Origin of the sequence: Nocardia tenerifensis NBRC 101015, from assembly GCF_000308715.1 — a bacterium.
In the GTDB taxonomy this organism is placed as follows: domain Bacteria; phylum Actinomycetota; class Actinomycetes; order Mycobacteriales; family Mycobacteriaceae; genus Nocardia; species Nocardia tenerifensis.
The window spans coordinates 1-23,292 of record NZ_BAGH01000580.1 but is presented as its reverse complement, the minus strand read 5'-3'; the positions used below and the strand labels follow the sequence as shown (position 1 = coordinate 23,292).

The 23,292-nt window shown below is 68.5% G+C and carries 22 protein-coding genes and 1 pseudogene; 13 read left to right on the top strand and 10 right to left on the bottom strand.

All coding sequences use genetic code 11. The features are described from left to right. Positions 1-492, top strand: a pseudogene (locus tag ON39_RS38450) (coiled-coil domain-containing protein); the annotation flags it as partial. Between the two features lie 187 nt (positions 493-679). Here the strand turns inward: ON39_RS38450 and ON39_RS38445 are convergent. The 3 genes from ON39_RS38445 to ON39_RS38435 all read right to left on the bottom strand — a co-directional run bounded on the left by ON39_RS38445 (position 680) and on the right by ON39_RS38435 (position 3,936). Next, complete coding sequence (locus tag ON39_RS38445) at positions 680-1,396, bottom strand: MerR family transcriptional regulator (protein ID WP_040741576.1); 717 nt, start codon at positions 1,394-1,396, stop codon at positions 680-682. Positions 1,397-1,429: 33 nt separating this feature from the next. After that, on the bottom strand, positions 1,430-2,842 hold the full coding sequence (locus ON39_RS38440) for a serine hydrolase domain-containing protein (RefSeq protein ID WP_246002627.1): 1,413 nt from the start codon (positions 2,840-2,842) through the stop codon (positions 1,430-1,432). Between the two features lie 143 nt (positions 2,843-2,985). Continuing rightward, complete coding sequence (locus ON39_RS38435; protein ID WP_040741551.1) at positions 2,986-3,936, bottom strand: NmrA family NAD(P)-binding protein; 951 nt, start codon at positions 3,934-3,936, stop codon at positions 2,986-2,988. 125 nt (positions 3,937-4,061) lie between these two features. Between ON39_RS38435 and ON39_RS38430 the strand changes: the two genes are divergently transcribed. Continuing rightward, positions 4,062-4,586: a winged helix-turn-helix transcriptional regulator gene (locus tag ON39_RS38430; protein WP_083894947.1), complete on the top strand. Its 525-nt coding sequence runs from the start codon at positions 4,062-4,064 to the stop codon at positions 4,584-4,586. Between the two features lie 133 nt (positions 4,587-4,719). Here the strand turns inward: ON39_RS38430 and ON39_RS38425 are convergent, their stop codons facing one another. Then, complete coding sequence (locus tag ON39_RS38425; RefSeq protein ID WP_051187647.1) at positions 4,720-5,226, bottom strand: hypothetical protein; 507 nt, start codon at positions 5,224-5,226, stop codon at positions 4,720-4,722. 118 nt (positions 5,227-5,344) lie between these two features. Here ON39_RS38425 and ON39_RS38420 point away from each other — a divergent pair, with 118 nt between their 5' ends. Beyond that, complete coding sequence (locus tag ON39_RS38420; RefSeq protein ID WP_040741550.1) at positions 5,345-5,893, top strand: TetR/AcrR family transcriptional regulator; 549 nt, start codon at positions 5,345-5,347, stop codon at positions 5,891-5,893. A 153-nt stretch (positions 5,894-6,046) separates the two neighbouring features. Here the strand turns inward: ON39_RS38420 and ON39_RS38415 are convergent, their stop codons facing one another. After that, entirely contained in the window at positions 6,047-7,042 is a 996-nt protein-coding gene (locus ON39_RS38415; RefSeq protein ID WP_211336221.1) for a LacI family DNA-binding transcriptional regulator, read from the bottom strand. A 251-nt stretch (positions 7,043-7,293) separates the two neighbouring features. On the opposite strand from ON39_RS38415, the gene ON39_RS38410 reads away from it, so the two are divergent. From ON39_RS38410 to ON39_RS38375, 8 genes are all read left to right on the top strand, one after another. Further along, positions 7,294-8,898: a sugar ABC transporter ATP-binding protein gene (locus ON39_RS38410; protein WP_063713457.1), complete on the top strand. Its 1,605-nt coding sequence runs from the start codon at positions 7,294-7,296 to the stop codon at positions 8,896-8,898. After that, a complete protein-coding gene (locus ON39_RS38405; protein ID WP_051187646.1) occupies positions 8,895-10,022 on the top strand; it encodes an ABC transporter permease in 1,128 nt (375 codons plus the stop codon). The genes ON39_RS38410 and ON39_RS38405 overlap by 4 nt, the downstream gene beginning before the upstream one ends. Positions 10,023-10,100: 78 nt before the next feature. After that, on the top strand, positions 10,101-11,084 hold the full coding sequence (locus tag ON39_RS38400) for a substrate-binding domain-containing protein (RefSeq protein WP_040741548.1): 984 nt from the start codon (positions 10,101-10,103) through the stop codon (positions 11,082-11,084). A gap of 36 nt (positions 11,085-11,120) precedes the next feature. Next, positions 11,121-11,792, top strand: a complete 672-nt coding sequence (locus ON39_RS38395) for a maltokinase N-terminal cap-like domain-containing protein (protein WP_040741546.1) — start codon at positions 11,121-11,123, stop codon at positions 11,790-11,792. A gap of 90 nt (positions 11,793-11,882) precedes the next feature. Continuing rightward, entirely contained in the window at positions 11,883-12,485 is a 603-nt protein-coding gene (locus ON39_RS38390; RefSeq protein WP_040741545.1) for a DUF308 domain-containing protein, read from the top strand. 132 nt (positions 12,486-12,617) lie between these two features. Beyond that, positions 12,618-14,039 carry a S8 family serine peptidase gene (locus ON39_RS38385; RefSeq protein ID WP_051187645.1) on the top strand — a complete coding sequence of 474 codons (1,422 nt, stop codon included), beginning with the start codon at positions 12,618-12,620 and terminating at the stop codon, positions 14,037-14,039. Between the two features lie 128 nt (positions 14,040-14,167). Beyond that, positions 14,168-14,929: a hypothetical protein gene (locus ON39_RS38380; RefSeq protein ID WP_146250982.1), complete on the top strand. Its 762-nt coding sequence runs from the start codon at positions 14,168-14,170 to the stop codon at positions 14,927-14,929. A gap of 118 nt (positions 14,930-15,047) precedes the next feature. Beyond that, entirely contained in the window at positions 15,048-16,253 is a 1,206-nt protein-coding gene (locus ON39_RS38375; RefSeq protein ID WP_040741544.1) for a DUF418 domain-containing protein, read from the top strand. Here the strand turns inward: ON39_RS38375 and ON39_RS38370 are convergent. Further along, positions 16,230-16,880, bottom strand: coding sequence for a maleylpyruvate isomerase family mycothiol-dependent enzyme (locus tag ON39_RS38370; RefSeq protein ID WP_040741543.1), 651 nt, complete (start codon positions 16,878-16,880; stop codon positions 16,230-16,232). The two genes, ON39_RS38375 and ON39_RS38370, sit on opposite strands and share 24 nt — an antisense overlap. A gap of 272 nt (positions 16,881-17,152) precedes the next feature. Between ON39_RS38370 and ON39_RS38365 the strand changes: the two genes are divergently transcribed. Further along, positions 17,153-17,557: a hypothetical protein gene (locus tag ON39_RS38365; protein WP_051187643.1), complete on the top strand. Its 405-nt coding sequence runs from the start codon at positions 17,153-17,155 to the stop codon at positions 17,555-17,557. A 12-nt stretch (positions 17,558-17,569) separates the two neighbouring features. Here ON39_RS38365 and ON39_RS38360 read toward each other — a convergent pair whose 3' ends face one another. The 4 genes from ON39_RS38360 to ON39_RS38345 all read right to left on the bottom strand — a co-directional run bounded on the left by ON39_RS38360 (position 17,570) and on the right by ON39_RS38345 (position 22,121). Beyond that, positions 17,570-18,409 carry an alpha/beta fold hydrolase gene (locus tag ON39_RS38360; protein WP_040741541.1) on the bottom strand — a complete coding sequence of 280 codons (840 nt, stop codon included), beginning with the start codon at positions 18,407-18,409 and terminating at the stop codon, positions 17,570-17,572. Then, a complete protein-coding gene (locus ON39_RS38355) occupies positions 18,406-18,993 on the bottom strand; it encodes a TetR/AcrR family transcriptional regulator (RefSeq protein ID WP_306307559.1) in 588 nt (195 codons plus the stop codon). Before ON39_RS38355 ends, ON39_RS38360 begins: the two co-directional genes overlap by 4 nt. A gap of 70 nt (positions 18,994-19,063) precedes the next feature. Beyond that, entirely contained in the window at positions 19,064-20,488 is a 1,425-nt protein-coding gene (gene rox / locus ON39_RS38350; protein WP_040741539.1) for a rifampin monooxygenase, read from the bottom strand. Positions 20,489-21,014: 526 nt separating this feature from the next. Beyond that, positions 21,015-22,121 (bottom strand): FAD-dependent oxidoreductase, encoded by a 1,107-nt coding sequence (locus ON39_RS38345; protein ID WP_246002629.1) that lies wholly within the window; start codon positions 22,119-22,121, stop codon positions 21,015-21,017. A 34-nt stretch (positions 22,122-22,155) separates the two neighbouring features. Between ON39_RS38345 and ON39_RS38340 the strand changes: the two genes are divergently transcribed. Further along, complete coding sequence (locus ON39_RS38340) at positions 22,156-23,061, top strand: helix-turn-helix transcriptional regulator (protein WP_051187642.1); 906 nt, start codon at positions 22,156-22,158, stop codon at positions 23,059-23,061. Positions 23,062-23,292: the final 231 nt, after the last annotated feature.

The window sequence follows — 23,292 nt, the reverse complement described above, 5'->3', positions numbered from 1 at the left end:
GCCGCCGAGGAAATCGAGCGAATTCGCCAGGAAGCCACCGAGCGGATCGAACGCGCCGAAAGCCGCGCCGCCACCGAAATCGCGCACGCCCAGCGAGAATCCGCGGCCCAGGTCGCCGCCGCCCACTCCGAACGCGACCTCGCGGTGCAACGCGCCGCCGACGCCGAGGGCGCCACCGAACGCGCCGAGCAGGCCGCCATGGAACGGATCGAAGCCGCCAACGAGGCCCGCGAGGAATGGCGCAGGGTCCGCGCCGAACTCGACACCGTTCGCGCCGAACTCGCCGAGACCCGCCGCACCGCCACCGCCGACATCGCCGCAGCCCGAGCCGAAGCCGCCACCACCATCGACAAGGTCCGCGCCGAAGCCGCCCACCGCATCGAGGCCCTGGACGAAGCCCGAGCCCAAACCCTCGCCCGCGCCGAACGCGCCGAAGCCCAACTCGACAAGCTCCTGGCCGAACCCCAACCGACCCAACCCGCAACGGTATGAATGCAAGTGCCCCACTCAGCGCCGACTAAGGAGCGCGTCGGCGCCGCTCGAACCGCCGTCCGGTACCGGATGACGTCGGCCCACACAAGTCCGACCGCGGGTGTCGGCCCCGGGAACTCCGGAAGCGCGAACTAGCCTCGGCCGCTTTGGTTTCAGACCGGGCGGGTCGACCGAGGCCCGGCTGTCACTATTGCTTCATGAGCTGGACGAGGCGGTCCCAGGCCGGGGAGGAGGTGTCCGGCTGAGACTGCGCGGCCAGCTGAGCCATGTCCGGGTTGTGGACGGGGCGGGCCTCGGTTCCGCTGTGGTCGGCGAACCATGTGCGGGTGCGGTCCGCGAGGGCGGGCAGGCGGGGGTCGTCCGGCGACCAGTCGTAGGCGGTGTCGTATTCGAGGTAGAGGGCGCGAAATCCGGCATCGGCGAGGAAAGCTCGCTTCTCGGCGATCCAGTCGGCGGCGTCGGCGGGTGAGGCTGTCTGCATGAGGATCCAACCGTCGCGTTCCACCCGGATCCCGCGCTCGCTGATGCCGAGTTCGCGCAAGTCGTCGAGGTAGCCGGCGACCTCCGGGGTGACGAAAAGCCGGTCGCCTCCGCGCAATTGGGCGAGTTGACCGCGGGTCCGCCGCAGCTGCGCGATGCGGTCCCGGACACCGCGGTCGATCTCGGCTATGGCCGCCGAGAGCAGCTCCGGGTCGGCGTCGAGGAGATCTTTGACGCGAGCCAGCGGCACGCCCGCGTCGGCCAAGGTTCTGATCTTGACGAGATCGATGGCGTCCTGCGCGCTGTAACGCCGGTAACCCGACGAGTCGCGTTCGGGCTCGGCGAGCAGCCCGCGGTCGTGGTAGTGGCGGATGGTTTTCGTGGTCACTCCGGCATAGTCCGCGAGCTGGCCGATCGTGATCATGCCGGTCATCCTTCCACTTCGCGTCCGGTGAGGTCAGGCCCGCCGGGTCAGGCGGCCGCCGCCGTTGCGGAAGCGCGCCTTCCCGTCGCGGACGTCGTGGTAGGAGACGAGCAGTAGACGCAGGTATCCGTCGAAGGTCTCCAGTGGGTAGTCGGCGGGCGCGAACAGCCCCGGCCGGATCGGTACATAGCGCTGTGGCGTGGCGGAGGTGAAACCGCCTGCGAACTCGGTGAAGATCCGCTGCTGTGACTCGTCGGCCGGTTCGTAGGTCGTCCGCTCCTCGAGCTGACCGTCGACGATGCTGACGTCGACGCGGAGCTGATCGGACCGGTAGGTGCCCACGTAGGGCGCGAGGTCGATGTTCTCCTCCGATTGCGTTACAAGAGTAGGGATTTCGACGCCGAGACGCTCGCGCAGCAGCCACCCGAGGAGCTGGTCGTGCAGCATGATCGCCCCCGGGGTGTTGCCGAAGGCGGTGAAGACCAGGTCGTGTTCGGGCACGACGCACAGGATGGACACGCCGCCGGGCGACGCGCCGGACATGGCGAGGACGGTCGTATCGCCGAAGGGGTAGAGCACCCAGCCCAGGCCCATCGGCGGGGTGTTCGGGCTGGCCATGTCGTGCGCGACCTGCCGCATGAGCGCGACCGACTCGGGCGACAGCACGCGGGTGCCGGACGGGGCGACACCGTCGGCGAGATGGGTGCGTCCGAACGCGAGCAGGTCGGCCGCGGTCCCGATCGGCGTCGCGCCGGCCGGACCCCAGGTGTCGGGCAGCATGAACATGCGAGTCGGCTCGGCCGCCATGATTTCCGGGTCGAGGAAGTGGCCGATAGCCGTGCTGCGCAGGATGGCATCCTTGGCGGAGGTGCTGGAGTCCCGCATGCCGACGAGGCGGTAGATGTCGCGGTCGAGCAGGTCGGAAAAGGACATGCCGGTCACCACCTCGAGCAGCCTGCCCGCGACGATCATGCCACCGTTGGAGTAGCTGAGCTGCTCCCCGGGCTCGAACAGAACGCCAGTGTCGAGGCCCGCGAGGTAGGTCTTCAGGGCGTCGCGGCCGTCGGCGTCGGGGAAATACAGGTCCGCGTCGATGCCGTTGGTATGCGAAATCAGGTGCCGCACAAGAATTTTGTCCGCCGCGCCGGGTGTGTTCACGGCGAATTCCGGTAGGTACTCGCGCACCGGGGCGTCGAGATCCAGACGTCCCCGTTCGACCTGCTGGAGAACCAGCGTGGTGGTGAGGACCTTGGTGACCGAGCCGAACAGGAACCCGGTGTTCTCGCGCATCGGCGCACCGCTGGCGACATTGGCGGTGCCGTGCGCGACGACGATCTGCTCGCCGGCGTGGTAGATGCCGGTGACGAACCCGGGGACCTGGTTCGACTCGCAGTACTCGATGATCTGGTCGCGAATCTGGGCCGTGATGGTGTGCAGTGCGTTCATGCGAACCATCGTCGAACCTTGCCCCTGGGGGAAGGTCAAGTCAGGACTACCGGATCCCGGTCTACGTGGACACTTTCGTGCTTTCCGGCCCCGGATCGACCCCGGTTTCGCACGATAGTGTCCACGCAGGCCGGGCCGAGAGATCAACGATCAGCTGCCGCCACGAACTGCTGACGGTTCTCGCGCAGGAACTCCGCGAACGTCTGCGGCTTGCGGCCGATGGCGTCGGTGAGTTCGGTGATATCGATCGGCGGGGGCGAGGGCAGCTGGGAGAACATCGCGCCGACGGCCGAAATATGCTGTGCCATCGCCACATTCACCGACGACGCCGTGCCGCTCTGCGCGAGCTCTTCCAGTTCACGCTGCCATTCCCCGGCCGAGACGGGGGTGTATCGCACCGGAGCTCCGGTCTCCTCGCCGATGAGGGTGGCGATATCGGCGTGGCTTCGCACGGTCGCTCCCTGCGGGTAGAGCGTGGCGCCGCGAGGGTAGCGGGCGGGGTCGGTCAGCGCGGCCACGGCGAGGTCGGCGGCGTCGAGACCGCTGATCCACGGCACCTCGGCCTCGCCGAAGCTATTGGCGAAACCGCCGGTGCGGCGGATGGATTCGCCGTGCAACAGCGCGATGTTCTCGTAGAACAGCGCTTTGACGCGCAAGACCGTCGGTTCCAGCCCGGCCCAGGACAGCACCTCCTCGGCGGCCCACTGCGCGCGCCCCAGACCGCTGGGGCTGTTGGCGGCGGCGACCGCCATGGACATCACGACCACCCGCGGCGTGGTCCCGGCGCGCCGGATGGCGGCGGCCAGATTGGCCGCGGCCTGCACGATGCCGGGAGCGACGGGGTAGGTGAAGTACACGGTGTCCGCGCCATGCACGGCCGCGTCCAACGTCCGGTTGTCCAGCAGGTCGCCGACGACGATCTGCACGCCGAGCGCTCGAACCTGTTGTGCGCGTTCATCATCGGTGCGTACCAGCACCCGGACAGCGTGGTCGTGTTCGCGCAGCCGCCGCACGACATGGGAGCCGGTGCCGCCGTGTCGCCCGCCAGCGCCGATGACGAGGGTGGTGCTGGGGCTGTCTGGGGAGGAAGTCACGAATGTGCCCTTCGATCATTCACCAGGAGGTGAGGTGTGGCGGCGCGAGATCCGGCCGCGGCGCTCACAGTAAAACCAGCGACTACTATTATGCAAGTAACTTCGGATCGTGGAAGGATCAGCGGGTGCGACGAACGAGTTTCCAAGCGATGGGATGTCCGATAGCGGGCGCGCTGGAGTATGTCGGCGACTGGTGGACGCTGCTGATCATGCGCGACGCCCTCGACGGGTTCACCAGATTCGACGAGTTCGAACGCAACCTCGGCATCGCCCCGACCATGCTGACCAGGAGATTGCGCACACTGGTCGAGAGCGGCCTGCTCGAACGCAGGCGATACAGCCAGTCCCCGCCGCGCTACGAATACGTCATCACGGACAAGGGCCGAGACCTCTCCCCGGTCCTCATCGCCCTCTACGCCTGGGGCCGCAAACACGCGGGAGCCGACGCGCCCGCCGTGGTCCTCACCGATCGCGACACCGGCGAGGAGATCGTTCCCGGCCTCGTAGACCAGCACAGCGGCCGCCCCCTCTCCGCCGTCGACCTCGCCTTCCTCGCCGGCCCCGGCGCCGACCACCCCATGCGCGAACGCCTCGACCCGGAGTTGCGCGCCGAGCGGCGTCGACGCGCAACCGACAAGGAGTCCGAGTAGCGATCTGGGCTGCGACCTCTCCCGCTCGGCAACCGTTGATCAGCCGAACCGTGGACCCGCTCGATCTCGGCCGGGCGTTCGACGCCGTTGATCGCGAGGTATCGGGTTCTGCACTAGACCGCGTGCCATCTCTTTACCGGAAGGCGGCCCCCTCTAGCAGTGAACGTACGACCCCGAGGTGAGCGGGCAGCGCCCGCTCCCATACGGTAGACGCGCCCGGGTCGTGAAACTGGACGAAAGTCGCCAGGAGAACACCCTTTTCGCCGCACCGGACCAACAACTGTCCTGTGAAACCGAGGGTAGACTCCGCTTGCAGCAGAATGTGATCGGCGCCGACTCGCGCGACCGACCACCCTGCGACAGTGTGCGCGGTGCCTGTGGGCGCCAGGCGCAGCCCAATGATCCCCCAAGCCCGCTCGAGCATCGCCCGCACCTCAGCGGGCACCTCCTCCAGGATCGCCCGCGTCCACTGTTCCGCCGAGCGGTCGGCGGCACGATCGGTGTACAGCAAATGCGCGTCGCTGTGCTCGATTTCGGACAACGTGCTCGAGGCAAGCATGCCGGAGTCGACGGCGACGGCGTCGACCCGCGGCCGCCGCTCAGCGTCGGCATGCTTTTCGCTCGCTCCGAAGCGTGTCATGGAAGTCCCTCTCGATCGGTCTCGTCCGCGGATGTCGGCATACCCGCCATAGATACAGAACTGTACTGTATCTATGATGGGTAGAGTAAGAGCCCTGCTACTGATTGGTTGACTGCCGATGGCCCCACCCGTGCGGAACCCGCGTCACGCCTGGCTCGACGCCGCCATGGCGATTCTGTCCGAGTCGGGACCCGATGCCGTCCGTGTCGAAACCCTTGCGGCGCAATTGGGTGTGACCAGGGGCGGGTTCTATCGACAGTTCTCCGGCCGCCAGGAGTTGCTCGACGCCGTCCTCGACACCTGGGAACATCGCAGCATCGACGAGGTCAGGCAGCGCGTCGAGCAAGAAGGCGGCGACACCAGGAGCAAGGTACTCAAGGCCGGCAAGCTGACCTTCTCGAAGGAACTGCTGCCCCTGGATCTCGCTGTGCGCGAATGGGCCCGCCGCGATCCTGCCGTCGCCGCCCGGCTCGAGCGCGTCGACAACCGCCGGATGGACTACCTGCGCGACCTCCTCGGCGCGATCAGCGACGACCCACGCGACGTCGAGGCCCGCAGCATGCTCGCCTTCTCCCTGGTGATCGCCAACCACCTCATTGCCGCAGGCCACCACACGGGCACTCGCGCCGACATCCTCGAAAGCGCCACCCAGTTGATCCTGGGCTGAGATCCGCACCCGCGGGTCCGTTGCACCAGGGTGCATCCCGCCCACGCAGACCGACCCACCCGACCGGGCGGACCGCGCTCGACCCGCGCGCTGTCGACCCGTCTCGCGCAGGACCAGCGTGTCCCGCTCGGTTCGATGAGGACGGTGCTCCGCTCACGCGACGCGGTGCGTGCTCCCGCGAATGCGCAGTCGAGCCGGCAGAACAATGCGCTGGGCGGGAAACACCTCACCCGCCACCCGGCGCAGCAGCAGTTCGGTTGCGCGGCGGCCGATTTCGTAGCTGGGCTGCTCGACGAGGGTGATCGGCGGCGCGAAACCGGCCCAGCTCATCTCGTCGAAACCGGCCAGCAGGATATCGGCGGGAAACCGGACGCCGGTGTCGGCGAGGGCGTTGAGGGCGCCGACCATCATCAGGTTGTTGCCGACGAACAGTCCGTCGGGCCGTTCGGGCAGCGCCAGTACCGCGCGCACGGCCGCGCGGCCCCCTTCGATGCGGTAGTCGCCGCGAATCTCCAACGCGGGGTCGGGCTCGATGCCCGCCTCGCGCAGCGCGGACCGGTAACCGCTGAGCCGCCCGGTCGCCGTGGACGCGCCGGACGGGCCGGTGATCATCGCGATACGTCGGCAACCGGCCGAGATGAGATGCCCGACAGCGTCTTTCGCCGCTTTCTGATTGTTCACGCTCACGCTGTCGACCTCGGCCGAGCGCAGCCGCCGGTCGATGGCGACCACGGGGATGCCGCGCTCGGTGAGCGTGCCGATCCGGCTGTGCGCGGTGGAGGACGGGGCCAGGATGACCCCGGCCATCCGCTCGGCGGCGGCGACCTCGAGGTAGCGCTGCTCCTTGTCGAGGCTCTCGTCCGAATTGGCAAGGACCACCGAGTAATCGCGTTCGCTCGCCGCGTCCTCGACCCCGCGGGCGAGGGCGGTGAAGAACGGATTCTGAATGTCGGTGATGATGAGCCCGAGCACCCTGGTCGCGCGGGTGCGCAGGGACCTGGCCTGGCTGTTCGGCCGATAGCCGAGCTTCTCGACGGCGACGTGCACGCGCTCGCGCAGCGGCGCGCCGACCCGGGGGTCGGCGTTGAGCACCCGCGACACGGTGGCCGGCGAGACCCCGGCCAGTGCCGCGACGTCACGAATCGTCACCGTCGCCATCTGCGGCGTAACCGCCCTTCACTGCCGTGCGTGCGAGCGTGAAACCGATTTCCTCGCACCGCGATAGCTGGCGTCACCGTGGCCGACAAGTTCGGTCGCTCAATGGACTTGACGGCTCGATGCTCCGAAACTTACGGTAGCAGAAATCGATTTCTGAGACCCATGTCACACTGAATGGTGCAGCCGCCCACCAGCCGACGACGGGGGAGGGATCAGATGGCACGCATCCCACGCGGAATCCCATGACCCGCACCGAAGCTCGCCCGCTGCTGGAGATGCGCGGCATCGTCAAGGAGTTCCCCGGCGTCAAGGCGCTGCGCGGCGTGCGGCTCACCCTGCACGCCGGCGAGGTCGTGGCGCTGCTCGGCGAGAACGGCGCAGGCAAGTCGACGTTGATGAACATCCTCGCCGGCGTCTTCACCCCCGACGCGGGCAGCATCGAAATCGACGGCGGCCCCGTGCATTTGCGCAGCCCCAAGGACGCCACCCGGCACGGCATCGCGATGATCCACCAGGAGCTGAACCTGGTGCCGGAGCTGTCGATCGCGGACAACCTGTTCCTCGGCCAGGAACTGCGCACCGTCCGCGGCACGCTCGACCGTTCGGCGATGGACGCGCGGACCGCGAAGCTGCTGGCGCGCGTCGGCCTGGAGTTGAAGCCGCGCAGGCTGGTTCGGCAATGCCGCCTCGCCGAGCAACAGCTCATCGAGGTCGCCAAGGCGCTCAACCACGACCTGAAGGTCCTGGTGATGGACGAACCGACGTCCGCGCTCACCGAGGCGGAGGTCGCGCGGCTGTTCACCGTCATCCGGAATCTGACCGGGCACGGCGTCGGCGTCGTCTACATCTCGCACCGGCTCGAGGAGCTCGAGCAGATCGCCGACACCGTCACGGTTTTGCGCGACGGCGACTACGTCGGGGACCGCCCGATGAAGACCACGGACCGAACCGAACTCATCCAGCTGATGGTCGGCCGCCCGCTCGGCGAGCTGTTCCCGCGCGGCGCCGAACAGCACCGAGGCGGCCGAACCGCCCTGTCCGTGCGACATTTGAGCACCACGCCGAGGGCGGGCACCGACGCCGTTGCGCTGCACGATCTCTCGTTCGACGTGGCCGAGGGCGAGATAGTGGGGCTGGCCGGCCTGATGGGCGCGGGCCGCAGCGAGGTCCTCGAGGCGCTCTACGGCGCGGGCACCGGCGTGAGCGGGACGATCGAGCTGGCGGGGCGCCCGTATCGGCCGCACAGTCCGCGCGGCGCGATAGCCCGCGGCGTCGCCCTGGTCGCCGAGGACCGCAAGGCACAAAGCCTGATGCTCACCAACAGCGTGCGCTTCAACGCCTCGCTGGCCGCCCTGAACCGCTACCTGCGCCCGTGGCGCACGGTCGACGGCCGGCGGGAACGCGCCGCGGTCGCGGCGAAGATCGCCGAGCTGAAGGTGAAGACGCCCTCGCTCGCCACCACGGTCGCGAACCTCTCCGGCGGCAATCAGCAGAAGGTGGTGCTGGCCAAGTGCCTGCTCACCCACCCGTCGGTGCTGCTCATGGACGAGCCGACCCGCGGCATCGACGTCGGCGCGAAGGCGGAGGTGCACGCCCTGATGGACCGGCTCGCCCGGCAGGGCACGGCCATTCTCGCGGTCTCCTCCGAGCTGCTCGAACTGATCGGCATGTGCGACCGCATCCTGGTGCTCTGCGAGGGCCGCCGCACCGGCGAGTTCCATCGCGACCCCGAGCGGGGCGCGCCGTTCGATCAGGAGGCGATCCTCGCGGCGGCCATGGCTCGCGCGCCCGCCGTCACCTCGCGCCGAAACAACAGCCACAGCATCACCACCGAGGACCACGAATGACGGACTCCCAGCCCGCCGACCAGCGTTCCGTCGCGTCCCGAGGGTGGTCGCGGCTGACCAGGCTGACGCCGTATCTCGGTGCGGCCCAAGGGTATATCGGGCTCCTGCTGGTGATCCTCATCGGCGTCGGCACCAAGGGCCAATACTTCTGGAACCAGACCAACATCACCAACGCCATCACGGCGTTCTCCTCGCGGGGCATCCTCGCCGTCGGCGTGACCCTGGTGATCATCACCGCGGGCATCGACCTGTCGGTGGGGTCGATCCTCGGCATCGGCTCGATGGCGGCGGCGATGCTGCTGGTCGACCACAGCCTGGATCCGTGGCTGATCATTCCGGCCTGCGCGCTGGTCGGCGCGTTCTTCGGACTGTGTAACGGGTTGGGCACCACCGTGTTCCGGATCCAGTCGTTCGTCATGACGCTGGCGATGCTGTCGATAGTCCGCGGCATCGACCGCCAGATCTCCGGCAACGTCGCCGTCGGCACCGCGGTGTACGACGAGAACGGCCATCTCACGCCGGCTTCCTCGGAGTTCGCGCTGCTGGGCACGCCGGGCCACACGCTGTTCAAGGGGACGTGGCTGCCGCTGTTCGGCACGTCCGGAATCCCTTACCCCGTACTGGCTCTCGTCGGCGTCTGCGTCATCGCCCAGCTCGTGCTCTCCAAGACCACCTTCGGCCGCCACATCTACGCCGTCGGCGGAAACCCCACGGCGGCAAGGCTTTCCGGCGTCAACGTGACGCTGGTGGTAATCGCGGTGTTCACCCTCTCTGGCATGCTCGCCGGGTTCGCCGGGCCGATCGACGCCGCCTACCGCGCGTCGGGCGACCCGCTGGCCGGCACCGGGTACGAGCTGGACGCCATCGCCGCGGCGGTGATCGGCGGGGCGAGCCTGGCCGGCGGAAAGGGCACGATCACCGGCACTTTCGTCGGCGCGCTCATCCTCACCCTGCTCGACAACGTGCTGGGGTTGAACGCGGTCAGCGACAACGCCCAGCTGATCATCAAGGGGCTGATCGTCGTGGTCGCCGTCGTGCTACAGCGCCCCGGCTTCTTCCGCGGTCTGACCGGGCCGCTGGCGCGGTGGCTACCCCGTCGGCCCGAGGCCGTCGCCCGCGAGTAGGCAGCGGCACCCGATGCCGTTCGCGACCGAGGCCGCCGGGCCGGAGTCGAATCAACCGAAACCGTTCCAGGAGTACACATGTCATCCACTCGTCGCTCAGTTCTCATCGCGCTCGCGCTCTGTACGACGGCCGTCGCCGCGGTGGCCTGCGCGTCCAATCCGCCGAGCCCGTCCGACGGCGGCCAGTTCGTCGTCGGCTACTCGCAATCCAACAACGCCGAGCCATATCGCGCGCAACTCAACCTGCAATTGCAGTACTACGTCAAACAGCATCCCGACCTCAAACTGCTGCCGATCACCGACGCCCATCAGGACAGCGCGACGCAGGTCAGCCAGGTGCAGACATTCATTCAGCAGAAGGTGAACGCGCTCATCGTCTCGCCCAACGAGCCGGCCCCGCTCACCGCCGCCGTGCAACAGGCCTGCGATGCCAAGATCCCGGTGATCATCCTCGACCGCACCGTCAGCACCGACTGCTACAGCGCGTTCATCGGCGGCGACAACTACGTCATCGGCAAGCTCGCCGGCGAGGCCGCGATCAAGGCGCTGCCCAACGGCGGCAACGTCGTCGAACTGCGCGGCATCCTGTCCGATCAGCCGCAGATCGACCGCGACAAGGGTTTCCGCGACGCCATCGCGGGCCACAACATCACCATCATCGAGGAGCAGGAGGCCAAGTGGCTGAAGGCCAACGCCACCACGATCATGCAGCAGTGGCTGTCCAAGGGTGACAAGATCGACCTCGTCTACGCGCACAACGACGACATGGCCCTCGGCGCCCAACTCGGCATCCAGGGCTCGGGCAAGGCCGGAACCATCCCGATCATCGGCGTCGACGGGCTCGCCATCCCGACCGGCGGCATCCGCGCCGTGCAGAACGGACAGCTGCTGACCACCTTCGTCTACCCGACCGGCGCCGAGCAGGCCGTCGACACGCTGGTGAAGCTGGTGCACAACCAACCGGTCGAGAAGAAGCAGGTGCTCTCCACGACGCAGGTCACCACCGAGAACGCCGCGCAGATCTACCAGGAGTACGACATGTCCGGCAAAGTCGGCGGCTAGCTAAACTCCAGATGCCGCGACAGAGGGAGCACCGGTATGGCCGTAATCCACGAAACCACAATGGTTCCCACCAAGGTGGAGTTGCTGAAAGCCTGGTTGCCGACGCGTACCTGGTATCGCGGTGGCGACACGCCTGTGCTGCGGCGGGTCGGCGGGTTTCGGCTCGATGATCCGGACGGGGAAGTCGGGATCGAGGTCGTGGCCGTGACCGACAGTTCGGCGGACGAGCCGATCACCTATCAGGTGCCGTTCGCCTATCGCGGCGCGCCGCTCGAGGGAGCCGAGGACGCGCTGGTCGGCACCTCGACCCACGGCGTGCTCGGGCAGCGGTGGCTCTACGACGGCACGCGCGATCCGGTGGTCGTGGCGCAGATCTTGGCGCTGCTCAGCGGGGCGGTGCGGGCCCAGGCCCAGCACGAGAGTTCGACGGTGGACGAGTCCGTCACAGTGACGGTTCCCGACATCGCCGTTCCCGCACTGGGTTCCGAGCCGGTGTCGGCGGAGGACGGATCGACGCGCACCGACATCATGGTCGGCGCGCGAGTACCGGGCAGCACGGCGATCATCCGGATCAACCGGATCCTGCGGCCCGGCGACGCGTCGTCCGAAAGTCCCGGCGCGGGGCACGTCACCGCGCCGTGGCGGCTGCCCGACGACACTGAGGTGCGCGGAGTGTTCCTGACATTCGCCGGTCACGAGGAGGCCTGAGCGCTGCCGTGCGGACTTCGGTGCGCACCCGGGCGCACCGAGTGAAGCAAACACGCCGCTAACGGATTCGAACGGTCATACCATGTAGCTATGCCCGAAAACGAGCTGGAAGGGCGCTCGGAACCACTGGCCGGAGGAGCCCGGCAGGCAGTTCTGGTGGCCGGCGTCTGCTCGATGATCGTGGGTGTGGTCGTCGCGGTGTGGCCACACAAGTCGTTGCCGAACGCGGAGTCGCTATTCGGCGCGTACCTGCTGCTCAATGGCGCGCTGCAGTGGATCGTCGCGTTCGGCGCGCGGATCGCGGCCGTGCTGCGCGTGCTCGTGTTCGGCAGCGGTCTGGCGTCGATGCTGCTCGCCGTGCTGTGTTTCGGCGGCGGCAATTCGGCGCTGCTGCTGTCGTTCTGGATCGCGCTGGCCTGGGCGGTCCGCGGGATTTGCCACGCGACGGTCGCGGTCTGGTCGGACAACCTCGTCGGCAGCGGCAGGCAGGAGGCGTTCGGACTCGCGACACTGGCGCTCGGCATCGTGGTCGCGGTGCTGCCGTTCGACTCGGTGGACGCGCTCGGCGTGGTGGCCGGCCTGCTGATCGTCGGGCTCGGGGCGATGGAGGTGCTCAGCGTCGTGGCGGTGCGCCGCGGTGTCGTGGACATGCCCGCGGTTTCGCCCATGCGGGCGGTTCGGTTCGATCCCTGAACGCCTTACGAACGTCGTTGAACCCGACACGTGCACGCCGTTGAACCCGACACGTGCACGCAATGCCGACGCGCGGCGACCGCGTAACGCATTACGGTAGTGCCTGGTCCGCGCACCGGGTTCACTGAATGCATGACAACTCAGCAGTCCGCGCCCCGCTCGCAGGCGGAGCTGATCGTCGTCACGCACGGTCCGGACACCTCACTCACCCCGAGCGCGCTCGAACACAGTCGCGATACCGAGGCGCGGTTGGCGACGCTGCTGCCCGCAGGGGCTCGGCTCGCGCGCGTCTTCGGCCCGATCGACCGGCTGCACGGGCGCGTCGCGGGAACACCGCACGAGCCCGTCGCCGCCGAGTACCTGCGGTACTTCTCCGTGCACGGTCTCACCGAGGGGCTCGCCGCCCTCGCCGCGTGGCTGCGCGAAGACAGCGCGGTCGACGGCGCCTACCTCAAACCACCGGCCGAACCGCCGATCGCCCCCGACGGCGCCGCCGCGCGCTCGACCGCCGACGCCCCACCGGTCACCCCGAATTTCGAAGCGCGCCAAGGGTATCTGGACCCCGCGCCGCAGGGCGTCGACGCCCGCTGGGCCTGGACCGTGCCCGGCGGACGCGGGCGAGACGTGCGCGTGATCGATGTCGAGGGCGCGTGGCGCTTCACCCACGAGGACCTGCTGGTCAACCAGGGCGGCGTGATCGGCGGCGATCCCTCCTCGGATCAGGGCTGGCGCGACCACGGCACCGCGGTCGCCGGCGAGATCAGCGGCGACGCGAACGCCTTCGGCATCACCGGCCTCGCCCCCGACGCCCTGCTGCGGGCCGTCTCCCTCTTCGGACTCGGTTCGGCCGCCGCGATCCGCACCGCCGCGGACGCGCTCGGTGCGGGCGATGTCATCTTGCTCGAACTGCACCGTCCCGGACCGAGATTCAACTATGCCGGCCGCCCGGACCAGGCCGGGTATATCGCCATCGAATGGTGGCCCGACGATCTCGCGGCCATCCGCTACGCCGTCGGCCGCGGCGTCGTCGTGGTGGAGGCGGGCGGCAACGGCGCCGAAGATCTCGACGCCGCCCTGTACAGCACGCGGCCCGCGGACTTTCCGTCCACGTGGCGCAACCCGTTTCGCGGTGGCGCGGCAGATTCCGGCGCGATCATCGTCGGCGCGGGCGCGCCGCCGGCCGGGTTCCACGGCAGCGACCACGGGCCGGGCCGGTCGCGGCTGGCGTTCTCCAACTTCGGGTCTCGGGTGGACGCGCAGGCTTGGGGGCGGGAGGTCACCAGCACCGGTTACGGCGATCTGCAGGGCGGTTCCGAGGAAGATCTCTGGTACACAGACGTGTTCAGCGGGACGTCCAGTGCCTCACCGATCGTCGCCGGCACCGTCGCCAGTTATCAGGGGATCAGTACCGCGGCGGGTCATCGCAGAACACCCGCGGAGGTGCGTGCGCGTCTGCGGGCGACCGGCTCGCCGCAGACCGATGCGCCCGGCAGGCCGGCGAGCCAGCGGATCGGCAACCTTCCCGATCTGCGAGCCATGGCGGCGCCGCACTAGGTCACGCGGGTTGCCTGCGCTGCGCGGCGAGGGTCGAGTAGCTGGTCACGGGGTATTCGAGTAGCCCGGCACTCATGGCACCGGCCTCAATTCTCGGCACTGTGATGGTGCGAGAAAAGGAGCTCATCATGAGCGCAATCCATATTCGGGCACCCAGGCACCATCACCGGCCCGGTCTGACAGGCGGTGCGGGCTTGCACGACATGGTGGTTTTCGGGACCGGCGTCGACTGCTATCTCTCGTACCGTCCGACGTTCCAGGCGCCCTACAACTTCCAGATACTGCTCGCCGTCGAGTTGGACGAGCGCGGCAGCCGCGCCCTCGGCGCGGATCGACGGATCGGCTACGCCGACATCCACACCTTCGATCCCGAGGACTTCCCGGTCGCCGAGCTGGACCCGGCGCGTCCGCGTCCCCGCCGGTCGTTCCGCGGCACCCTGATTCGCGGCAGGCGCGAACGCGGCGGCGTCGCGATCGCCACCGAGGTCCGCGCCACGGTGCGCCGCGTCATCCACTTCGCCGAGCTGGACCCCGCTCGCGAGCGCGGCCGCGGCCTGCTCACCCACCTGTGCTTCGGCCGGCCCGACCGGCTCTACCTGGCACACCACATCACCCGCCAACCCAGCTTCGATCAGATCGTCTCGGCCCGGCTCATCCCCGGAACCGTCACCGACCTGCTCGGCGAGCCGCTGCCCGACGACGTCGCCGGGCCGGGCTTCCCGCACGCCCAGCCGATCATCCTCGGACAGCGCGAGTTCACCGGGGCGCGGCTGCGGGCGGGCGAACTCGCGGTCGCGGCGTTCCCGGCGACTGCCGGTGGCGCGCAAGGGTTTCTGGCCGAGATAGCGGTCGAGCGGCAGATCTATCTCGAGGTCGCCGACCTCGCCTGACCGCCGGGCGGCGGATGTCAATACGCCACAGGTCGCGATCGCGGCGGCCCGAGATCAGGGCGGTCATCAGCCCGGCGGCCGACGCGCCGCGTCGACACCGGTGGCTACGTTCGACACCATGACCGGTCTGTCCGTTTCGAGTCGTCGAATCGCGGAGGTCGATACGCTGCGCGGCTTCGCGCTGTTCGGCATCCTCGTCACCAACGTCATCTTCGCGACCACACTGTGGTCGTTCGGCGCAGCGGGCGACGATCTGCGATTACGCTTCGACGGGCCGATCGACCGGGTGGTCGAGTCCCTGGTCAGCGCGTTGTTCGAGGGACGGTTCTACCTGCTGTTCGCGTTCCTGTTCGGCTACTCGTTCACGCTGCAGATCGCGGCGGCACAGCGCGCGGGGGTGTCGGCCAACGCGCGGCTGCTGCGCCGGTGTCTGGCGCTGCTGATGATCGGCGTGGCGCACGTGTTCCTGCTGTGGATCGGCGACATTCTCACGCTGTACGCGTTTCTCTGCCTGATCCTGATTCCCTTGAAGAGGTTGAAGCCGCGCACCGCCGCGATCGGCGGGGCGGTGTTGTATGTGCTGTGGTGCGCGTGGGGCTTCCTGCCCGGCGATCACGACCTCCAGGCGCTGGGCGACCTGTTCGACATGCAGCGCATGCACGACGGATACAACGGAACCTTCGCCGACACGTTCGGCAACCAGGTGTGGCTCGCGCCCGCGTTCATCGCGCTGATCTGGTTCACGCAGGGATTCACCGCCTTCGGGATGTTCCTGATCGGCATGGCCGCCGGGAAGCGGGAGTTGTTCACCGATCGGGAAACGTTGCGGCACTGGGCTCCTCGGGTGCTCACCGGCGGATTGGCGGTCGGGCTGCCGGTGTCGGCGGTGACCTTCGGGGATTCGATGGGGTGGATCACGGAGCCCGGCTTCTGGCCAGGAGTGCAGGAACTCGTCAATCCGCTGATGACCTTCGCGTATATCGCGGGCATTGTGTGGCTCGCGCAGATACCGCGCACGGCTCAGATCGTCGGTGTGCTGGCGCCCGCGGGGCGAATGGCGGCGACCAATTACATCGGGCAGTCGATCGTCCTCATGGTGATCTACACCGGATACGGGTTCGCACTGGTCGACAAGATCCCACCGGCTGGGGTCATCGCGATCGCCCTCCTCACCTACGCGGCCCAATTGCGGTTCAGCCAGTGGTGGTTGCGTAATCACCGATACGGTCCGGTGGAGTGGGCGTTGCGTGCGGCAACCTACCTCTCGCTGCCGGAATGGAAACGGACAGAACAGGTTTCGCTAGACAGTACCGGGCGGCAGTAGGCGGGATCTGAGTATGGGGAGGCCTGGGCCGGAGAGGTCGGTGAGGGCGGTGGGGCGGCTGTTGATGGCGAGGATGATCGATGCGAGTGGGCCGGTGATTCGGGGGCCTCTGCCTTTCGACCACGGGATGTCGGCGGCGTGGAGGTCGAGGCCTGTGGCTCGCTGTTTGCTGTGCAGGAATAGTCCTGTGTTGCAACAGGTTTCGGTGACGAGTACGAGGGCCTCCGGTGGCACGGGTAGGTGTTTGTGTAGCGGGCGGGCGATGTCGTAGCCGTGGACGACCGCTTCGACCAGTGCGTAGGGGGCTTCCGATGCCGGGATGCGCATGCGGTCGGCGGTCGCGCGGTATTCGGCGAGCACAGTCGGTTTGCTGCGGCCGCGACGGGTTTTCACCCAGCGCTCGTTGCGCGCGTCGAGCCGGAACCCTGCGGTGAGGAACTCGCCGGCCAGTCGCCACGGTGATGCCACGTGGGATTGGATGCAGTGGGCCGCAACGTCTCCGACGGACCAGCCCGCGCACAATGAGGGGGCTTCCCATTCGGCGTCGCTGAGCGATTCCAGAAGGTCCGCGAGCGCGTGCCGTTGACGCAGAATCAGGGCGAATGTGTCGGCTCGCCGGCGGGTCATGAGTCGATGTCGGATCGGTCCGGGCTGGTCGCCCGCGCATGTCTCATTACTCTGCTCCCTTGCTCGAAGGTCACAGCGCTGCGGGAAATCCTAGCGGCGACTCGGTGGGACAGGTTCCGCAGGTTCCAATGATCCGCACGTTCACCGCGCGGATCATTGCAGCCTGCGGCCGGGTGGACCCACACAGGGTCAGGATGTGGGGGCCGTTGCCAGACAGTGTAATTGGCGCCGGGTGCCTGCATCGGGCGCCCCGACATGGTATGTAGTTGTCGATGACGAGCAGGCCCGACCCGCACTCCGCACCACGACGCGACCTGGTCGAGCGTTCGGCCCCATTCCTGCCCGAAGGCAGCGAGATCCGCCAGGCCTTCATTTGCCAAGCCGCGCCGAACTTCCTCTTCTTCGTCATCACATATCTCACCGGCCTCACCATGTTCTGGATCGAATACCGCTGTGTCGCCGTCACCCAGGGCGCCATCTACATATTGGAGAGCAGCAAGCTGTCCGGCGGTGCCAGCCCCCAGCGCCTGATCGGCACCTTGCCACGCCAGACGCAACTAGGTCCGGTCTCCGGCCGCTGGGGAAAACTGACCCTCCTGGACCGCCCACACTGGGTCCACAAACGATTTCACCCTCAAATCGCCGCCGCCGACCACGAAGCGGGCTTCACCTACTGAGCCATCGCCCCGTCAGCGCGCCCGCGCGGCCAGGAGCAACTCGAGGAGCTGGCCGGCGAATTCGCTGGGGGCATCGGTGAAACCGCTGTGGCCGCCGGGGAATTCGATGAGGGGGATGTTGAGGCGGTCGGCGAGGGTGACAGCGGGACGGTGGGGGAGATGACCGCGCGTCTCCAGTCCTGCGGCAAGGACGAGGCGGTCGATGTGGGCGGCGAGGGCGGGTTCGTCGGGCAGGTAGGAGGTGATGGCGCGAAGTTCGTGCGCCATCATGAGCGCGGCGTTGGCGTGTAGCCGGGGGATCATCTCGGCGGTGCGCGGGGGAAGGTCGGCGGGGTCGGGCATGGGCTTCATGGTGGCGCCGATGCCTTCGAGGAAGCGGGCGCCGGCGGCGGCGACGCCCTCGGTGCGGAACAGCGTGTAAACCTCGTCGACGAAAGCCTTGTGCGCCGCGGCGTCGGGCAGGACGGCGAAACATGGTGGCTCGTGCGCGATTACGAGGCGCAGACGCTCGGGGTGGTGGGCGAGCAGATCGAGGGCGACGACCGCGCCGCCGCTACCGCCGAAGACGTAGGCGTCTTCGCCTGCGGGAGTAAGGGTTTCGAGCAGTCGGTAGGCGTCGTCGCGCTGCACCTCGACCTGCTGGTCGACCGGTTCGGCGGAGTCGAGCACGCTGCGGGAGTAACCGCGGGGGTCGAGGGTGACGACCGTGAAGTGCTCGGCGAGGGTGTCGGCGATCGGATCGAAGACGGCCGCGTCACCGCCGCTGCCCGGCAGGAGCAGTAGCACGGGTCCGTCGCCGCGCACCTCGTAATACAGGGTGGCGCCCGGGACCTTCAGGGTGTCGGATCTCATTGCTGTTCCTTGTCGCGGGTGGGCCACTGCTCGAGGGTGACGTGCAGGGCGTCGATGATGCGCTCCCAGGAGGAGTCGGTGTCGCGGGAATGGGCGAAGCCGCCGCTCGCCTCCAGCGCGGCGTAGCCGTGAAAGGTGCTGCGCAGCAACCGAACCGCGTCGGTGAGGTCGGGCTCGGTCAGTCCGTAGGCGCGCAGCATGCCGTAGGTGAGCTCGACGCCGCGCGCCGCGGCGGGGTCGACCTCGACCACGCCGGGCGCGACGGGCGTCTGGGTCGCGGTGTAGCGGCCGGGGTAGCGCCGCGCGTAGCCGCGCCAGGCATCGGCGAAGGCGGCGAGCGCGTCGCGGCCCGCCCGGCCCGCGACGGCGTCCGCGATCAGGGCGGTCTTCTCGGCCGCGGCGAGCATGCTGACGCGCGCGCGGAGTTCGCGCAGGTTCTTCACGTGCGAGTAGAGGCTGGCGTCTTTGACGCCGAACTTCTTGGCCAGCGCCGACATCGTCACATTGTCGAAGCCGATCTCATCGGCGAGATCGGCCGCGGCGCGGGTGATCCGCTCCGCGGTCAACCCGGCTCTTGCCATCATGTGCGAACCTCCGTCAAACTAGGGCTCCTAAGTTTTAACCTAGGAGCCCTAGTTTCCGCAAACGGACAGCTCAGCCGGCCACACCGAACCACTTCGGCAGCGCGCCGACCAGCCCCTCCTGATCCTCGCCGACCCACGCCACATGCCCGTCCGGCCGCAGCAACACCGCGGGCACGTCCAACTCCTCGCTGACGTCGACGACGTGATCGACCCGATCCGTCCACCCGGCCACGGACAGCCGCCCGGTCTGATCGAGCAGCAGTCCGCGACCGCCACGCATCAACTCGTAGAGGCGTCCCCGCTTCAGCGCCACGTCGCGCAGCCGTCGGCCCAGCAGTTCGTGCCCCTCCCCGAAGTCGTAGCGCACGCCGACCGCGATGATCATCTCGGTGAGATACCGGGTGACCTCCTCGAAGTCCATCAGCTTCGCCACCAGCCTGCGCGCGGCCTGCGGGCCCGGCTCCAGCGACACCAATTCCATTTGCGCACGGGTGTTTTCGAGCACGTCGGCGGCGACGGGGTGCCGCTCGGCCTGATAGCTGTCGAGCAGGTCCGCGGGCGCCCAGCCGTTGATCTCGGCGGCCAGCTTCCACCCGAGGTTGAACGCGTCCTGAATGCCGAGGTTCAGCCCCTGCCCGCCCATCGGCGGGTGGATGTGCGCGGCATCGCCGGCCAGCAGCACCCGGCCGACCCGGTAGCGCTCGGCCTGCCGGGTCGCGTCGCCGAAGCGGGAGAGCCAGCGCGGTGAGTGCGCGCCGAAGTCGGTGCCCGCGGTCGCCAGCAGCTGCTGCTTCAGCTCCTCGAACGTCGGCGGTATCGAGCGATCCTCGGCCACGCCCGCGGCGGGTGCGACGACGCGGTACAGCCCGTTGCCGAGCGGCATCGCCCCGCACCTCAGCTGGGTCTTGCGGACCTCGGTGTTCACCGCCTCGATGGTCTCCGGCGAGGCGGTCAGCTCCATCTCGCCAAGCAGCGTGTCGACGCGCGTGGGTTCGCCGGGGAAGGCGACGCCGAGCAGTTTGCGGACCGTGCTGCGGCCGCCGTCGCAGCCGACGAGGTAGCGCGCACGCACCTGCGTGCCGTCGGACAGCTCTGCGGTCACCCCGTGCTCGTCCTGCGTGAGCCCGACCACCGCGCACCCGCGCCGGACCTCGACGCCGAGTTCGGCGGCGTGCTCGGCGAGCAGGCGCTCGGTGACGGGCTGCGGAATGCTGAGCACGTACGGATGCGCGGTGTCGAGCGACTCGGGCACCGGCTTCATGATCCCCGCGAAGAAACCGCGCACCGGATGCTGCTTGCCCAGCGCGCGGAACCGTTCGAGCAGCCCGCGCTGCTCCATGATCTCGATGCTGCGCGCATGCAGACCGAGCGCCCGGACGACCTCGGTCGGCTCCGCCTCCTTCTCCACCACGAGCGCCCGCACACCGCGCAGCCGCAGCTCGGCCGCCAGCATCATGCCGGTCGGCCCGCCGCCGGCAACGATCACATCAATCATCAAAACCCCTCGTTCAACACTGTCGCGGTTGCGTCCGCCGCGCCGTGCGGCCCGCCGACGCCCACACCCGATTTCGGCGAATGTCTCGCACCTATTCCCATCGGACGTCCGACGTCCCGCGAGACCACATATCGACCCAGCCCATGCCGGTTCTGGCTTGGGCCGATCATTGTGCGGTATACCCGGGGCCTTGCCGCAAGGCCCCGGGTGCGTTATATATTGAAGTGGGACAAGGAGTTAGCGGACTCCTTGTCCTTTGTGTTTTCCGGGTCATCGACGACCGGGTACGGGTGTCGTGCAGGATTTGGACCTCATTGCCGAACACCACGATGTCGTGCTGCGGGTCAGCTGGATCGTTGAAGTTCGGCTCGCCGCCTCACTGCTGGTCAGCGTCCGAACGTCAGAATCTTTTCGCCGCAGCGCTCACAGACCCTGAACCTCGTAACCAACGCCGTAATCGCCTGGGCCGCAGAGCATTACGGTCTCGCCATGGAGCAGCAGCGCCTGGCCACCACCGCGCGTCTCATCAGTGACGTAACCGCGCGACCGCCGCCAGAATCGGGGTGCTCACTGCGGTGGCCGCCGCGCCGAGCGTAGTGTCGGTGGCCAGAATCCACCGCACGGTCTTCATGGCCATAGTGAGGACTTCGCTGCCCCGCAGGCGCATACCGGCTTCGAACTCGCCCACGACCTCGGTGAGGGTGACGCTGCCGCGGGCGGCCTCGCTGACGTGCTCGAGCAGGCTGGCGGCGTCGCGAATGGCCGCGCCCGCTCCCATGCCGGCGGTGGGCGGCGTCGCGTGGACGGCGTCGCCCAGCGCGGTGATACGACCCGCGGGCCACGGCGCGAGATCCGTTGCGCGGCAAGACGCGGCGTTGAATCGGAACCCGGCCACACTGTTCGGATCGGCCCGGGCGATCACTTCGAGCGTGTGCTCGGCCCAGCGCCGCGCGCGGAAACGGCTCAGCAGCGCCGCCCGCAACTCGTCACCCCGCAGGTCACGCATGGAATCGGTCGCGGCGGATTCCGGGAACATGGCGCCCCAGATGTAGGTGGGTCCGGTGGTGACCGACATCCGCAGTTCGGGAGCGTCGAGCGCGGCGTTGCCGACCGGGTCGAGGAAACCGACATACAGGGCTGTCCCGCGCGGGCCGATCGCCGTGCCCGATCGATGCCTCAGCCGCTGCTGCTCGCCCGGGCTGAGGTCTCGCAGAAGTGTGCGGCCGCAGAACCCGATGATGCCCGTCGGTCTGTTGGTCGGACCTCCCGCCAGATGGCGGGCGACCACCGAGTGCGTGCCGTCCGCGCCCACCACCAGATCCGCCGAGACCGGCGCACGATCATCGAACAGCACCTGGGGCGCGCCGTGGTCATCGTGGCCGACCCCGGACACGTTGTGTCCCAAGTGCAGGTCGTCGCCGACCGCCTCCGCCAGCAGCATCCGCAGGGTGATGCGATCGACGTCGACACTGCCGCTGCCGCTCAGATCGGGTCCGTGACCGAGCAGCCGGCCGCGGCGGTCCCAGAACGCGTCACGCTCACGCAGCCGCAGCGCCGAACCCGATGCCAGCAACCGCCGCGTGATGTTCGGATCCACCAGTTCTGTCAGCGCCGACTGCGCCCGCTCGTCCAAGGTGATGTGATAGCCGCCCGTCGCCGCCGCATCGGTGTCCCGGTCGAATACCGCTACCCTGCGCCGACTCGACTATCCGATCGCCACCATCCACGGCCCCGACGGCGGCTACCGGCTCGGCGCCGGAAAGACTTTGCCGCCATTGCAGTTCGACCACGACCAGGCCCTCGCGATCGCGGTGGCCTTGCAAACCGCGCCCAGCACGATGTTCGGCCTCGGCGACGACGCGGCGCGGGCGCTGGCCACGCTGCACCGAGTCATGCCCCCCACGCTGCGGGCGGCAATGGAATCCCTGCGGTTGACCCGGCTACAGAACTACTGGGAGTTCCCCGCACCCCCGATCGACCCGGCCGCCCTCACCACCGTCGGAACCGCCGTTCGACACCGCCACGTGCTCGTCACCGAGATGCTGCGCCCCGACGGCACACGCCCCGAACCCGGCGACCCCGACTTCCTGCCCGCCCACCGCATCGAGCCCCATCACCTGGTCGTCTGGGCCGCCCGGTGGTACCTGGTCGCCTACGACCTCACCGACCGCCGATGGCGAGTTCACCGCGTCGACCGACTGCACCCCCGCCCGACCACCCAGCATTTCTCCGCCCGCGCGCTGCCCGACGACAACCTCGCCCACTTCGTGATGAGCACCCATGACCGCGGCGACACCCCCGCCGCCTGGCCGTGCACCGGAACCGCCCGGCTCAACCTGCCCGCGCACGTCGTGGCCCAGTGGGCGCCGGGAGGTTCCGTCGTGGAATACCTCGACACCGAGCACTGCCGACTCACCCTCGGCGCCTGGTCGTGGGCCGGTATCGCCGGCATCCTCGCCACCTTCGACACCGAACTCAGCGAACTGCACCCGCCCGAGCTCGTCCACGCGTGCCATCGGCTCGTACACCGCTGGGGCGGTATTGCCCATCCCTTGGGTCCTTCTCCTGAATGACCGGAAGTTCTGGGTCAGCCCCGAACTTCTCCGCAGCTTTTGCGACCCGACGGCGTGGGCGCGGTGTTTCGCGGCCCTTGCGTCGACATATCGAGCGCAGCTACATCCGGCAGCAAAACATAGTGTGGCAGCGCTTATTCCGCGTCCCCAGCCAATTCCTCGAACAACCCTTCCAGGGCAGTGTGGTCGTCCTCGGTGCCGAGGTGTGCGGCGGCGAACCAGCGTGTGTAC

Bases quoted from the DNA above. Each gene is read 5' to 3' on its own strand.
- ON39_RS38445 (WP_040741576.1), bottom strand. From the start codon at position 1,396: ATGATCACGATCGGCCAGCTCGCGGACTATGCCGGAGTGACCACGAAA.
- ON39_RS38440 (WP_246002627.1), bottom strand. From the start codon at position 2,842: ATGAACGCACTGCACACCATCACGGCCCAGATTCGCGACCAGATCATC.
- ON39_RS38425 (WP_051187647.1), bottom strand. From the start codon at position 5,226: ATGACACGCTTCGGAGCGAGCGAAAAGCATGCCGACGCTGAGCGGCGG.
- ON39_RS38420 (WP_040741550.1), top strand. From the start codon at position 5,345: ATGGCCCCACCCGTGCGGAACCCGCGTCACGCCTGGCTCGACGCCGCC.
- ON39_RS38410 (WP_063713457.1), top strand. From the start codon at position 7,294: ATGACCCGCACCGAAGCTCGCCCGCTGCTGGAGATGCGCGGCATCGTC.
- ON39_RS38405 (WP_051187646.1), top strand. From the start codon at position 8,895: ATGACGGACTCCCAGCCCGCCGACCAGCGTTCCGTCGCGTCCCGAGGG.
- ON39_RS38400 (WP_040741548.1), top strand. From the start codon at position 10,101: ATGTCATCCACTCGTCGCTCAGTTCTCATCGCGCTCGCGCTCTGTACG.
- ON39_RS38395 (WP_040741546.1), top strand. From the start codon at position 11,121: ATGGCCGTAATCCACGAAACCACAATGGTTCCCACCAAGGTGGAGTTG.
- ON39_RS38390 (WP_040741545.1), top strand. From the start codon at position 11,883: ATGCCCGAAAACGAGCTGGAAGGGCGCTCGGAACCACTGGCCGGAGGA.
- ON39_RS38385 (WP_051187645.1), top strand. From the start codon at position 12,618: ATGACAACTCAGCAGTCCGCGCCCCGCTCGCAGGCGGAGCTGATCGTC.
- ON39_RS38380 (WP_146250982.1), top strand. From the start codon at position 14,168: ATGAGCGCAATCCATATTCGGGCACCCAGGCACCATCACCGGCCCGGT.
- ON39_RS38375 (WP_040741544.1), top strand. From the start codon at position 15,048: ATGACCGGTCTGTCCGTTTCGAGTCGTCGAATCGCGGAGGTCGATACG.
- ON39_RS38370 (WP_040741543.1), bottom strand. From the start codon at position 16,880: ATGACCCGCCGGCGAGCCGACACATTCGCCCTGATTCTGCGTCAACGG.
- ON39_RS38365 (WP_051187643.1), top strand. From the start codon at position 17,153: ATGACGAGCAGGCCCGACCCGCACTCCGCACCACGACGCGACCTGGTC.
- ON39_RS38360 (WP_040741541.1), bottom strand. From the start codon at position 18,409: ATGAGATCCGACACCCTGAAGGTCCCGGGCGCCACCCTGTATTACGAG.
- ON39_RS38355 (WP_306307559.1), bottom strand. From the start codon at position 18,993: ATGATGGCAAGAGCCGGGTTGACCGCGGAGCGGATCACCCGCGCCGCG.
- rox (WP_040741539.1), bottom strand. From the start codon at position 20,488: ATGATTGATGTGATCGTTGCCGGCGGCGGGCCGACCGGCATGATGCTG.